The 14490-nt window shown below is 62.4% G+C and carries 5 protein-coding genes; 3 read left to right on the top strand and 2 right to left on the bottom strand.

Annotation, left to right across the window (positions count from 1 at the left end; genetic code table 11):
- The first annotated feature begins 261 nt into the window (after positions 1–261).
- On the top strand, positions 262–846 hold the full coding sequence (locus ABD842_RS14590; RefSeq protein ID WP_345115376.1) for a hypothetical protein: 585 nt from the start codon (positions 262–264) through the stop codon (positions 844–846).
- 26 nt (positions 847–872) lie between these two features.
- Here the strand turns inward: ABD842_RS14590 and tamL are convergent, their stop codons facing one another.
- Together tamL and ABD842_RS14600 are read right to left on the bottom strand one after the other, a co-directional pair.
- Positions 873–3218, bottom strand: coding sequence for a translocation and assembly module lipoprotein TamL (gene tamL, locus ABD842_RS14595; RefSeq protein WP_345115388.1), 2346 nt, complete (start codon positions 3216–3218; stop codon positions 873–875).
- 36 nt (positions 3219–3254) lie between these two features.
- The gene (locus ABD842_RS14600) at positions 3255–8486 is read right to left on the bottom strand and encodes a translocation/assembly module TamB domain-containing protein (RefSeq protein ID WP_345115379.1); all 5232 of its coding nucleotides are present in this window, start codon (positions 8484–8486) and stop codon (positions 3255–3257) included.
- Positions 8487–8730: 244 nt separating this feature from the next.
- On the opposite strand from ABD842_RS14600, the gene ABD842_RS14605 reads away from it, so the two are divergent.
- Positions 8731–11460, top strand: a complete 2730-nt coding sequence (locus ABD842_RS14605; RefSeq protein ID WP_345115382.1) for a 4-alpha-glucanotransferase — start codon at positions 8731–8733, stop codon at positions 11458–11460.
- 642 nt (positions 11461–12102) lie between these two features.
- The coding region (locus ABD842_RS14610; RefSeq protein ID WP_345115385.1) for a beta strand repeat-containing protein at positions 12103–14490 on the top strand (2388 nt) is incomplete at its 3' end.

A 14490-nucleotide genomic window follows, 5' to 3' on the forward strand; every position in this document is an offset into this window, starting at 1 on the left:
CAGGCCGCCGCCACGCGGGTGCGTAAATCAAGCGAATAGGGATTCATCTTACTGGCTACGGCTATCCGCCAAATAGGGATGAACTGTTCACGAATCCGCTATATATTTTCCGTTTTCCGAGAGGACTCCACACAGGGCAACTCATTGCCCGGAACGGCTGGGTGCCGCTTGATAAGCGGAATGTCCGGCATCCGGGCAAAGACAGACGCTGCCCTGCCAGCGGCTTTTCTTCGTAACCTTGCTATCCGCAACCCCGCCGCTATGTCCTCTGAACCCGAAATTTCCATCTTCACCCATCACTTCGGCCGCCCCGATCCGGCCGTGCCGCCCGGCGACTTCTTCGCCGACAAGTTCGACAAGAGCCTGTGGCGGATGATGTACGACGAGGTGGGCGCCGGTTGGTACCTCGATGGGTTCCTGTACCTGTTCGGGGCCGAGCTGCCGCAGCTGAATCCGGCCCTGGACGCCTGGGGTGCATTGCTGCCGGCCGGGGTCGAGCGGGTCGTGATTGGGCGCAATGCCTACGGGATGCTGCTGGTGGCCGAGCACACCACCGAGGAAGGCACCGACGCCCCCATCGGCCTGCTCGACCCGGCCGCCGGCACCTACACTACCTTCGAGGGCCTGGACTTTGCCAGCCTGCTCAGCGACTGGCTGCCGGAAGACCTGCTGCCCGGTTTTTTGCAGCCCGAGCCCTACGTGACGTTCCGGGCGGGCGGCGGGCAGCTGCCGCCCAACGAAGTGCTGGCCCTGCGCAGTCCTGAAGCCCCCTTCACGCTTGAAAATCTGGCGGCTGAGGATGTGCTGGCCTACCACCGCCGCATGGCGGCGCGGCGCGCTTCCTAAGCGGGCTTGATCAGGCAACGCCTGGTTTAGTAGGGGTAGCCGATGGCAATATTGAAGACGGGCGCTGAGCTGCGGGCGCTGCCGTCCACGTTGGAAGTACGGCCATCGGGGTAGCGCACGGGCACGGCCACGTCGAAGCGGATGACGAAGAACTGCACGTCGATGCGGATGCCGGCGCCGGCGCCCACGGCCAGCTCATTGAAGAACGTACTGGGACTGAACTGGCCGCCCCTGCGTTTGGGGTCTTCATTAACCAGCCAGATGTTGCCCGCATCCACAAACAAAGCGCCTTTCACGTAGGGGAATAAGTCCTGGCGGTACTCAGCGTTGGCTTCCAGCCGCAGGTCGCCCACCTGATCGTAGAAGTTGGTGGCTTCCTGGCGGGTGGTGGTAGGCATATAGGTGCCCGGACCAATGCCCCGGGCCGGGAAAGCCCGCACGCTGTTGGGGCCGCCGATGCCGTACTGCTTCAGGTAGGGCAGCACCGTGGAGTTGAGGTAAGGCAGGCCCGAGCCGATGAGCAGGCGGGTGGCAATCTTGTTGCCGCTGGTGGGGTTGGGGCTGGTGCGGAAGTAGTTGCGCAGCTCCAGGTCGACCTTGGTGTACTGGGAAAACTGCTGCCCTAGCACGGCATAGGCCTCCGAGCCGTCTTTATTGCGCTGCTTGGTCTGGCCCGTGAGGCTGCTGGCCAGATACGCCAGGTTACCCGACACTTCCACGCCCCCGCTGAAGTAGATCTGGTTGCGGCGCTGCTCCAGCACCTGCTGGTTGTAGGTGTAGCGGTAGCTGCTGCCCAGGATAAACTGCTGGCGGAAGCTGTTATTGAGGAAGGCGTTGGAGTCCAGCAGCGCCCGAAACTGGTCGGATACGGAACCCAGGCGGATGTACTGCAGATCAATCGGGCGCAGCTCCTGCTCGTTGGTGAGCTTGGTTTTCCAGGTGTAGCCGTAGCTGAGGTTGAACACGTCTTCCTGGAAAGCCTCCAGGCGCTCCACGTACCGGTAGCCCACGCCAAACGTGGTGCGGGGCTGGAAGTCGGAGTTGGTCAGGCGGATATCGAAGGGCGGCGTAATGAGGTGCGGCACCACCAGCTGGGCGTCGGCGCCCAGCTCGTAGGAGGTCAGGCCAATGGTGTTGGCACCGGCCTTGGTCTGATTCTCAAACGAGCCCGTCACGTTCACCAGCAACTGCTCGGCCCCGCGCAGCGCCGAGCGGTTGCGAAACTGCACCCGGAAGCCCGGCCCCACAAAGCCGTTGGACTTGCTGACCAGCAGCACCTCGGCCCGCAGGCTTTTCTTGGGTACCTGGGTCATCCGCACGTTGCTGATCAGGTGGCCGTAACCGGCCGAGTCGGCCACGCTGCGGTCGGGGCGGAAGCGGATGTCGACAAACTTGAACGTGCCCAGGCTCATCAGCCGGCTCAGGGTCTGGTCGGAGCGGCGGCGGCGGTACACGCTGTCGGGATACAGGAAGGTGGCGTTGGTAATGGCCTTGGCCTTGAACACCTCCTCATCGGGGAAGTAGCGGTACTTCTGGTAGATGAAAGGCCGGCGGCCCGCCGAGGCCGTATCCGACAGCGAGTAGTCGGTGTTCAGGCTCACCCGGCTCAGCACGTAGGGCTTGGCGGCCCGGCGCGAAATCGAGGACTTCACCTTCAGGTACACATTCGCCTGGTTGTCGAGCGTGCTGTCTACTTCAAACAGCAGAAAGTCGGGTGAGAAGTAATAGTAGCCCTGGTTTTTGAGCACGCCGTCGATGCGGGTCCGCTCGTTGATGAAGGTTTGCAGGTTGTACGGGTCCCCGACTTTGAGCAGCGTGCCCGCCTGGGTAGCCCGGATGGCCTGGGTCAGCAGCGTGTCGCCCTCGGGAAAGCTGACCTGCTTGATCAGGTAGGGCTTGCCGACGAAAGCGGTGTAGTCGACGGTGGCCGTAGCGCCCTTCACCTGCACCTTGCTGCCCACGCTGGGCCGGAAGTAGCCGTTGTTGTTCAGGCGGTTCACCATCAGCTTCTTCACCTGCTGGGTATCGACCTGGCTGAGCAGCACGGGCTTCTCGCCGTACTTGTCGGCCAGCCAGTGGCCCAGCCCCCGGGTTTTGCCCTGGCCCAGGTGCCAGAAGTACAGCTTGGGCCGCAGCCCCAGAATGGAGGCGTTGGGCTTGGGGTTGATGACGCTTTCCAGCTCGGTGGTCAGCGCCGCCTCGTTGGGAACCGGCGCGTCCGACTTCACCTTTACTGCGCCGCCGGTATAGAGCTTGGCTCCTTCGGGAATATATTTCGTGCCCGAGCAGCCGGCCGCCAGCAGCCCGACCAGCAGGGTCAGCCCCCGGAGCGGCGTGGAAGAAGCAGACGAAGGGCGGCACAATGAAAACACGGGCAAGAGCTACGAGGGTAAGAAACAGGTGAAAAACTAGCGGCTGGTCGTTGGCTTGGGCGCGGTGCGGGCCGAGTCGCGGCGGGCTACGGGCGGGGCGGCCACCTTGGTGGAGTCCTGCTCAGCCTTGCGGTCCTGGCGGGTGCGGCGGCGCTCCAGCTTCACGTCCTCCTTCACTTCCTTGTCGATGCCGTGAAAGAGGTCGGCCAGGGTTTTGTAGTCGCGCTGGAAGATGAGCGACGCCCCGGTGCGCACAAACTGCCCGTCGATGTCGCCGTAGGCGTTGTTGCGGAAGGCCCGCAGGCGGATGCGGCCGTTGGCCAGCACGTTGTACTCGATGCTCACGTCGCCGGCGAAGGCACTCAGGTTGCTGCCGCTCTGCCCCTGGGAGGCCTGGTTGCCTCCGCCCAGGGGCACGTCGGTACCCAGGCGCACGGTCACGCGGTTGTTGAACAGCTGCCGGCGCACGGCCACGTTCAGGTCGGTGCGGGTCTTTTCGCCGCCCGAAGAGTAGTCGGCGTAGGAGTTCACGCCCAGCTCCACGCCCAGGTTGGAGAGGTAGGAGCCGGTGAGGTTGTTGAGCTGCTGGGTGAGCACCTGGCTGGCCGAGCCCCGCAGCTGGTCGGCCACGAAGTTGCCGCTGCTGTTCTGGAAGGGGTCCTGGGCCAGGAAGCGGCTCAGCACAATGAGCGAGAACACCTGTTTGTTGAGCTCAGTGGTTTCGCTGGGCTGCCGCAGCTGGGCCAGCCGCGCTTCAATGGGGCCGCGCAGCTCACTGCGGGCCTCCTCGGGCAACCTGATGTCGAAGCCGATGATGGGCTTGAGCAGCTCCCCGGTCACGTTCAGGAATACCTGGAAGGGCAGCTGGTTGCGGCCCACGGCCTTGAGGGTTTCCTCCTCCACGCCCTGGGCCGACAGCAGCTCGGCCGGCGGCGCCTTCACGTTGTAGATGGCGGCCACGTTGAGCTGGGCGTTGTAGGGGTCGCCGCTCCACAGAATGTAGCTGCCCGGGGCAATGTCGAAGTCGCGCGAGGCCAGCCCGTAGAGCGACATGGCGTACTTGCCCTTGGTCACTTCCACGCGGCCGTTGAGGGTGATGTTGCCGCTGGGGTCAATCTTGGTGTTGAGCGTGCCCGCGGCGTACACCTTCAGGTTATCGCCCGACACGGGGTCGATGACGATGGTAAACGGCGTGTTGTCGTTCACCGTCACCACGGCCCGGATGTCGTAGCCGGGGGCCGTTTCGGCCGAGTCCAGCTTCACCTGCCGGGCCAGCAGCGAATCCAGCGGCACGCTCTTATCCACAAACTTGACGATGCCTTCACTTTCCACCAGGCCGGCCTCGTCGTTGGGCACGGCCACTTTCAGGTCGGAGCCTTCCACCACCACGGCCCGGGTGTTGACCACGGGCAGGGTCAGGTTGCCGGTAATGCGCGAGTCGGAGTCCACCACCAGCTTGCCCCAGAACAGCGGGTTATCCTGCTGGGTGCTTTGCACGGCCAGGAACTTGTCGGTGGTAGCTTCCAGGTCGAAGCGGTAGTCGTCGATGTAGTTCTTGGTGTACATCTGCCCGTTTATCACGGCCTTGTTGCCCACCGAGTCGAGCACGGTGAAGTTATTGAACGTCAGGCCCTGGTCGCCGAACGTCACGTCCTGGCTGACCAGGCGGTAGGGCGCCCCGAGCTGGGTGAGGGTGAAGCCGGCGTCGGGCGTCGTCGTCACCACCCCGCGCACCTGCGGCTGGGCCACGGTGCCCGTTACGGCCAGGTTGCCGGTGATGCCGCCGAGCATTTCGCGCAGCTGCCCGGCCGAGAAGGGCTCGATGGTTTTGAGGTCAAACTTGTTGATGGTCACGGCAAACTGAATCGGGCTGGGCGGCGTGGCCAGATAGTAGCCCACGGCTCGCACGTCGGTGCCGGTAGCGTTGGTCAGGCGGGCATCCACGTTGTAGCGGTCCGGCGTCGGGTTGGTGGCCTTCAGGCTGATGTCGCCGATGGCCGACTTGTTGTAGGCAAAGCTGGCCAGCGTGACGTCGGCCGTAAAGGCCTGCCTGGGCTGACCGATGCTGTAGGCCACGGCCTGCCCGTTGAGCGTGCCGGCCACCAGCGAGTCGGGCATGCCCGCCGATTTGGCCAGCCCGTTGAGGTCGAAGTTGGAAATCTGCGCCTGCAACGGGTACTGCGCGCCGGGCAGCGTCTGCAGCTGCAGCGACTGGCTGCCCTGACTGAGCTGCACGTTGTTGGCCTGAATGGCGCCGGTGGCCGTGGTGTAGCGTAGCTCGTTGCCGGGCGCCACGGTCCACGGCTGGTTGTCGAGCACCAGGTCGGGGCCGAAGCTGAAGGCGTAGGCCGCCCCCTGGTTGAATACCTGCAGCACGCCGGCCAGGTTGAGCTTCTGCACGCTGTCGGACTCGGCAATGCGCAGGTTGGTGCCAATCTTATTGTCGGCAATGCTGCCCGTCAGGCTCGGGTTGGGCAGGCGCAGGGTGGTGTCCTGCCGGGCCTGGCGCAGCTTCAGGGCGTAGTCCAGCTTCTGCGGGTCCGACTTGATGCTGAGCCGCAGCGAGTCCAGGGTATAGGTCTGGTACTTGATGAGCGGAATGCGGCTGTCGACGGTCAGGTTGGCCGCGCGGCTGTCGTAGCTGCCGGTCAGCTTGAAGGGCGAAATCTGCTTGAGGTCCGGCACCAGCTGGGTGGCAATCTTCGGATTTTTCAGGTTGGCGTCGAAGGTAAACTGCCGGTAAGTAGCCGAAGGGCGGTACTGCACGCCGGGCAGGTCGAAGTACCGGTCGAGGTGGCGCTGCAGCTCCAGGGCCAGGTCGCCCAGGCGGGTGTTGCCGCGCAGCTTGGCGTCGAGCACGTTGGAGGCAAAGTCGACCTCGGTGCGGCCGGGCCGCTGCAGGATGCGCCCGGTCACCGAGTCAAGGGCAAAGGGCTGGTTGTCCTTGACGATGACGATGCGGTTGCCCGAGAACGTGCCGTTGATGGTGTTCAGGTCCGAGCCGCTGATGTTGGCTCTCAGGTCGCCCTGCACGCGCAGGTCGCCGCCGGTGTAGAAGCCCAGGGCCGTGAGGTTGGCCCCGCGCAGGTTCAGGCGGTCCACGGTGTAGGTCGGGTTGCTGGCGTCGCGCAGGTTCACGGTGGCCAGCAGATCCAGGTTCAGATTCGGGTCGCTCTTGCTTTTGGCGTCCACCTTATACAGCTGCCGGTCGATGTCGACGTTGGCCGTGATGCCGCGGTAGTTGTAGCCGTTGTAGCGGGCACTCTGCACGTTGGCCACCAGCTTGCCGCGCATATCGGCCGGGGTCAGCCCGCGGGCAGTCAGCTGGCCGGTAGCCGTGATTTTGCCGATGGTCGGGTCGCGCAGGAACCTGCCCACATCGAGGCGCTGGGTGCTGAAGGTCGCCGTAATCGGCTCCTGCCCTTTCGGGCCCGCGCCCATGTTGATTTTGGCCGTGGCGTTGCCGAAGGAAGTCGTAGCCCGCAGGTTGGCATCGAACACCTGGGCCGTGGGGCGGCCTTTGAAGGTGCCGGCCACGCTCAGGCGGTCCGGCAGGCGGTACTCGGCCGGAATCGTACCCTTGGGCAGCAGGCTCTGCAGGTCGGCGTTGGTGGTCGTGAACTGCCGGATGTTGAGGTCGGCGTACAGGCGGCGGTCGGTTTCGGGCAAGCCCTGAATCCGGCCGTCGGCCCGCAGAATCGTGTTGCGGAAGCCCACGAACTCCAGGTTTTTCACCCGGAAGTCGCCCACCCGCCCGTTTACCAGCCCGCTGATGAGCACCGACTGGTTCGGGCCGGTATTAAAAGGAGCCGTGCCAGCCAGGTCGGGAGCCAGGTAGAGGATGTCGCGGAAGCCCAGGCGCACGTTGCGCAGGTCGCCCTCAATGCCTAGGTTGGGCAGCTGCTTCACGTCGGCCAGCGCGTCGAGGCTCTGGTAGCGCATGGCCAGGGTGCGGCGGATGCGGGTGTGGGGCGTTATCAGGTCGAGGCTGTCGAGGCGGGTCTGCACCGAGTCGAACACGATGTCGGCTTTGGCGCTTTCAATGCGGAAGCCGCTCTGCTCCCTGCCGGCGAGGTTGTTGAGGCGGGCCGTGGTGCGGTTTTCGGAGTAGAACAGGTTCTCCGTGTTCAGCACCAGGTCCGTAAACTTGAGGTGGTTGTAGTCCAGGGCCGGCAGGCGGGTGCGCTGCCGGGGCTCGTCGAAGTTGTCGAAGGCCACGTCCACGCCGCTGATATCGGACTTCTTGAGCGTCACTACCCAGCTGGTGGCCGCCCCGGTGGCTTTTTCCACCGACTCGTTCAGGTCGCGCACGGCTTCGGCGGGATTCACCACCCGCTGTTCCACCGGCACGTTCTCGTTCTGGGCGTAGGCCACCGACGTGTTGCGCAGCCTGAGCTGGTCGAGGTCGATGCGCGAGTGAATCAGGTCGATGTTGTCGGCCGTGGCCTCCGCCTCCCCGATGCGGGTGCTGATAAACTGGGCCGCCACGCTGTTGCGGTAAGTCAGACTCACGTTGCTGAGCGTGGCCCGGTTCAGCCCCAGCGTCAGCGTGAGCGGCTCACTGGGCGTGTCCGGCGGCACCTTGGTCTGCACGATGCCGATGCTGGTGTTCTTCAGCGCCGCGGCGTTGATGCGGTAAACCGACTTGTCCACGTCCACCTCGTCCATGGTCACGGCCAGGTCGCCGACTTTGGTGCGCACGTCGTTGCCGTCGACCTGGTCCTGGTAGGTAAAGAAGATGTTGGACAGGTGCAGGTCGCCGATGTTGTACCGGAAGCCGGCGGTGGTGTCAACCGGGGCGGCCGGGTCGGCGGGCGTGGTGAAGGCAGCCACGATGAAGTCGTAGTTCGACACGCTGTCGGGCGCGGTACGCGTGATGGCCAGGCGGCCGTCGTTCAGCTCCAGACTCTTGACGTTGATTTCGGATTTGGTCAGCGCCCACAGGTCCAGGTTTATTCCCAGGTGGCCCACGGCCAGCAGCGTATCCTTCTGCAGATCTTCCACATACACGTTGTCGAGGGAAATGGCATTGCGGAAGTCGGTGCGGAACTTGCCGATGCGCACCTCGGTGCCGAGCTTGCCCCGCAGGTACTTCTCGGCCTGGCGGGCGGCAAAATCCTGGGTGGCCGGAAACTGCAAGGCCACCACCACTGCCACCACGAGCAGCAGCACGAAGCCCAGCAGGCCCAACAGTACGTAGAGGGCGCGACGAACGTAGATCGGGAGAGAGTTGATAACGAAAAGGGCGTAAAGGTCCGAGTGTCCCAACGCAAGAAGCTGCGGCGGGGTTGGCAAAGATGGCGGTCTGCCGCGACTTGAACCCCAGAACGAGCCACCGGTTTCGGCCGGACCGGGCGGGCGGCGCGCGCCGCCCGCCCGGTCCGGCTAGCGGCCCCCGGAGCGCCCGCGGCGCCGGATTAGTTGCGTTAAATATTTCGATTGCCGCGGGCGGCCAACGCCTGAATTCCCCTGATACTCTAGTATCTTTCGCCCCCATTCCATTCCCGCCAGTATGATTCTTCGCTTTACCCTGCCCTTCCGTACGACCTGGGGCCAGCGCCTGGTGGTGTGCGGCTCGGTCCCGGCCCTCGGCGCCTGGCGCCTCGACCACGCCCTGAGCCTGCACTACCAGCCCGCCGCCGGCCTCTGGACCCAGGAAATCAGCCTGCCCGATGAGCCGGCGGGCACGGTAGAGTACAAGTACATTCTGCTGGATGAGCGCACGGGCAGCCAGGACTGGGAGTGGGGCCCCAACCGCGCCATCGACTACGACGGCCGGCAGTTCGGCCGCCTGGTGCTGGAAGACTACTGGCGGCCGGCCGCGCAGGATGGCCATGAGCTGCACACCGCCGCTTTCACCAAGGCCCTGATGCGCCGCCCGGCCCCCACCCAGGCCGCCCCGAAAGCGGCCCGCCTCGCCGATTCGGTGGTGCGCTTCCAGCTGGCGGCGCCCCGCGTCGACACCGACCACCAGCTCTGCGTGCTTGGCTCCGACCCGGCCCTGGGCGCCTGGGATGCCCGCAAGGCCGTGGTGCTGGCCGATACCGACTACCCGACCTGGACCGCCGACGTCGCCCTGGAGCACCCCGACCGCACCACTCAGTATAAGTATGGAGTCTGGGACCCGCGGAAAAAAAAGATTGTCCACCTCGAAACCGGCGACGACCGGGTGATTCCGGCCTCTGCCGAGCGCCGCACGCTGCGGGTGCTGGCCGACGAGAACTTCCGCTACCCGACCGGCAGCTGGCGCGGCGCGGGGGTGGCCCTGCCGGTGTTTGCCCTGCGCAGCCGCCGGGGCCTGGGCGTGGGCGAGTTTCCCGACCTGCAGCTGCTGGTCGACTGGGCGGTGCGCACCGGCCTGAAGCTGGTCCAGATCCTGCCCATCAACGACACCACCGCCACCCATACCTGGGTCGATTCCTACCCCTACGCCGCCATTTCGGTATTCGCCCTGCACCCGCAGTACCTGAACCTAGACGCCATAGCCGAGCTGGCCGATGCCGCCGACCGCGCCGAGCTGGCCCGCCTGCGCGACGAGTTCAACGGCCGCGACTTCGTGGACTACGAGCCGGTAATGACGGCCAAGTGGGCTTTCCTCAAAAAGCTCTACCGGCAGGAGAAAGCGAAGTTCCTGGCCGATCCGGCCTTCCACGCCTTCCGCGAGGAGCAGCAAGCCTGGCTGGTGCCCTACGCCGCCTTCTGCGCCCTGCGCGACCAGTTCGGCACCGCCGACTTCGCGCAGTGGCCCACCGAGTTTCAGACGCCCCGGAACCTGGCCACCTTCGTCGACGAGAGCCAGCCCGACTTCGACGACGTGGGCCTGCATTTCTTCACCCAGTTTCACCTCGACAAGCAGCTGCTGGCCGCCGTGGAGTATGCCCGCCAGCGCGGCGTGGTGCTCAAGGGCGACCTGCCCATCGGCATCTACCGCCACTCGGTGGATGCCTGGACCCAGCCCGAGCTCTACCACATGGACCAGCAGGCCGGCGCCCCCCCGGACGACTTCTCCACCACCGGCCAGAACTGGCGCTTCCCGACCTACAACTGGGAGCGAATGGCCCAGGACGGCTACACGTGGTGGAAGCAGCGCATGAGCCACCTGGCCCGCTACTTCGACACGCTCCGCATCGACCATATTCTGGGCTTCTTCCGCATCTGGGAGATGCCGGCCCACTCGGTGGAAGGACTGCTGGGGCACTTCTCGCCGGCCCTGCCGTTGTCGCGCCACGAGATTGAGCAGCGCCTGGGCTGGTTCGACTACGGCCGCCTGTGCGAGCCCTACATCCGCTGGCACATGCTGACCGCCATCTTCAAGGATCAGGCGGAGGCAGTGAAGCACGAGTTTCTGCAGGATGTGGGCTACGGCGCTTTTCTGCTCCGGGAAGGCTACCGCACCCAGCGCGAGATTGAAGCGGCCTTCGAACAGAAGCTAGCCGCCGAGCCCGGCACTGCCGAGCACCTGACCTGGCTGCGCACCGGCCTCTACCAGCTCTGCAACGAGGTGCTGTTTGTGCCCACCGGCCCCGACGAGTACCACCCGCGCATCACCGTCGATAAGAGCTACTCCTTCCGGGAGCTCAACGACCAGGACCGGCCGCGCATGGCGGATATCTACAACGACTTCTTCTACCGCCGCCACGAAGACTTCTGGCGCGAGCAGGGCCTGCTCAAGCTGCCCCCCGTGCGCTACGCCACCGACATGCTCATCTGCGGCGAAGACCTGGGCATGGTGCCCGCCTCCGTGCCGGGCGTGATGAAGGCCCTGGGCATGCTGGGCCTCAACATCCAGCGCATGCCCGCCGACCCGAAAACCGAGTTCGGCCACCCGAATGCCGCGCCCTACCTGTCGGTGGTCAGCCCCGGCTCCCACGACATGAGCACGGTGCGCGGCTGGTGGGAAGAAGACCCGCAGCGCACCCAGCGCTTCTTTGAAACCATTCTGGGCCACTGGGGCGAAGGCGCGCCTTACCACTGCGAGCCGTGGGTAGCCCGCGAAATCACGGTGCAGCACCTGCACTCCCCGGCCATGTGGGCCATCTTCCCGCTCCAGGATCTGCTGGCCATGGACCCGCAGCTGCGCCGGGGCAATGCCCTCGACGAGCAGATCAACGTGCCGGCCAACCCCCAGCACTTCTGGAAATACCGCCTGCACCTGCCCCTGGAGGAGCTGGTGCAGGCGGCCAGCTTCAACGACCAGGTGCAGCAGCTGGTGAACGAAAGCGGCCGCAACCGCAGCTATTGACCGGCACGGGCACATCCGTTCCTGTTTAAAAGTCCTGCCCTGGGGTGGGACTTTTTTTGGCACCCGCCAAACCACCCCGCCGACTGGCTCCGTAAGTGCTGGGCTTCCAAAGCAGTACCGTGCTTAACAGAGCTGCTAAGCCTGCTTTTTACTTGCTTGAGCAGCCTTTTCGTTCAACGAGGAAAACCTGCCATTCAGCGAAAAATACGCAGGGCAATGCTGGTAGTAAAGTAGTTTTGCCACGGTTGAGCCGTAAAGAAGGCCTTACGCCTAGCATTTCATTGCAGTAGACTTTAAGCCCTTACTTTTTTCGGCATGACACTAAGCATACCGCTGGACATCAGGCCATTTTTAGGATTATTCAAATTAATTATATAATAATATTACTTCCCGCCGAAGATCCTCTCTTTGCACTTTCCAACCCTACTACTCCTCACCCTTCATGCCATTCTTTTTGCCGTTCACTGGCTTTGGAACTCAGAACTATGGCTTCTACCGACAGACGTAAGTATTGTAAAAAAAGCAGATAAGTGATAAGGCATAATCTATTTATACAGAGTATGTTTGTATATAATCCATAGTCTGCCAAAGACTACCCGGCACTCTCTTTGTAACTTTTTTTGCTCTTTCTATAACTCTTCCATGAAAACAATCTTACAATCAGCAGTCCTGCTGTTGTTGACTTGCGGCATCATCGGGCGGCCCGTAGCGCAAGCCCAGACGCCCACGCTGGAATTCGCGGCCGGCGCCAGTAACCCAACTGGTAACGGCCCTTCTATAAACGATCAAGTTATTACCTTCCAGGCAAATGCGAATAACCCCACGGGTAGTACATTTTCTGCTTATTCGCCCACGACGACGGCCACACTTTCGTTAAGTGACCAACAGTTCGCCCAGCCTGCAACCAAAATTGTGACAGGTACTGGCGTAGCATTCGGGGCCAATCTAAACGCCGCAGGCAGCTTAGCCCAGCCGTTGGCGCTGTTTCCGCTTCTCAACTTAGTTGGAGGTTCTACGAACGCCGATTACATCTCTGCTACAGGTTTGACCGGCGGCATTGACGTTGCCGCTAACCGTGGTATTGAATTATTTGTGTCGGTAGAAACACTACCGACACCGGTACCTGCCAACGCCCGCTACAGATATGCGGACCTGACCATTAACTTCAACCGATCCGTGGCTAATCCGGTTATCCACTTAACCGGCCTAGGCGGTAACTTCGGTGGAGGGATTGGCTTTACCAGTGAACTAGATTTGGTTTCGGCTGATTTGGGTGCCACTGCCGTTACGCTCTCCAAACTCAAGGGCTCAACGGAATTGGAAGTTACACCTACCCAGATTCTGAATAACGCACCTATTCCCGGGGGCACTACGGGCGCAGGCGCGGCCAGCGGTTCGGTACTGGTAAATACGCCTAATGGTGGTGGTGTGCGCAGCCTAGTTTTTCGCATCTATCTGCGACCAGATGCCAATGGTGGGGCCATTCATACCACAGACAACAGCCGGCATACTGCAGATGGCTGGTTGATTAGCGTATCATCATTAGCGGCGGTTTCGCCGATAACCGGCGTCGTATATGAGGATGTAAACTATGGCGGCGGTGCAGGCCGTCCACGCACTGCCAGTGGCTCGTCGGTTCGTTCCGGTGCCCGCGTTGAGCTTTATAATGTGGCTGGCACATTTGTATCGGCTACGACGACCAACACCTCCGGTCAGTACACCTTTACCCCGGGCTTAGGCGATTATATAGTGCGCGTGGTGAACAGCACAGTTACCAGCAGCCGCCCCGGCTATACCACAGCATTGTCGCCAGTACAAACCTATAATAACGACACCGACCATGTGGGTGGCGAAGACCCGACGAAAGCTGACGCGGCGGCGGGCGCGGCGGGCACTACCCTCGCCTCTCTGAATGCGGGTACGACCATCGCCCAAAGCCAAACTTCTGTAACGGTGGCTGTTGGAACCACAGCGGTAGAAGCCGATTTTGGCTTCAACTTCAGCACTATCGTCAATACCAATAACTCGGGCCAAGGCTCCCTGCGGCAGTTTGTTGCCAATAGCAACGTCTTACTCAACACAAACCTAGATCAGGCTGCATTTAATGGCACTGTAGCTACCGGCACAATCGCCATTGACCCAGCGGCAGGTATGGAGTACGCAATCTTCATGATGAACGATGGCCGTACCACCGGCACGGCGCTTCCTGGGTTGCGTCTAGGAATGACAGCTCCTACTGGGTATAACGGCACTACCAAAGCCTTCACGTTCAATGTTGGGACGCTGTTCCGTATTACCGACAGCAATACGGCTATTGATGGTAAAGTGCAGACCCAGCTGACGGGAGAGGGAACGCTACCAACTGCTACTGCCTTGGCTGGCGAAATTATCCTGGATCTTACTGCTTCAGGCCAAGGTGGACTCGCCATTACGGGTGGAAATACGCGCATAGCATCACTCAATATTTCGAGTGCTGGTGTTAATACCGGTAGCAGAGCCCTGAATACAGCGGGTGCTGTAATCGAAGATGGGGTAGCTATCGTCCTCTCAGGGGCAGCTACCTCCGGTTCGGTGGTAACGGACGTAACCGGGCAGAACAACACCATTGCCACGGTTCTGCTGGCCAATGGTGCTACCGGCGTTACGCTCAACAACAACTCGTTCCGTGTCGGTCGCTCTGTTGCCGCAGTCGGTACTGCTACCATTGCCTACGATGGGGCTGGTGTTCTGCTAACGAATGCTTCTAACAACACCATCCGCAATAACAACATCAGTAATAACAGCGGCTTTGGTATCGAACTACTTGCTGCCAGCAATGGAAATACTATTTCAAACAATATTATCAACGCAAATGGACTTAACACTACTACTACTGCCGATGACGCGGGTATCAGCATTCAGGTCGGCAACAACAACCTGATCCAAGCCAACACCATCACCGGCAACTCCGGCGACGGGATCATGGCCATGAGCGGCACCAGCGGCAACCGCTTCACCCAGAACAACACGGGCAACAACAACGGCAACGGC

Source organism: Hymenobacter algoricola (assembly GCF_039539525.1).
In the GTDB taxonomy this organism is placed as follows: Bacteria; Bacteroidota; Bacteroidia; order Cytophagales; family Hymenobacteraceae; genus Hymenobacter; species Hymenobacter algoricola.

Coding starts and splice junctions, on each gene's coding strand:
- ABD842_RS14590 (WP_345115376.1), top strand. CDS start 262: ATGTCCTCTGAACCCGAAATTTCCATCTTCACCCATCACTTCGGCCGC.
- ABD842_RS14605 (WP_345115382.1), top strand. CDS start 8,731: ATGATTCTTCGCTTTACCCTGCCCTTCCGTACGACCTGGGGCCAGCGC.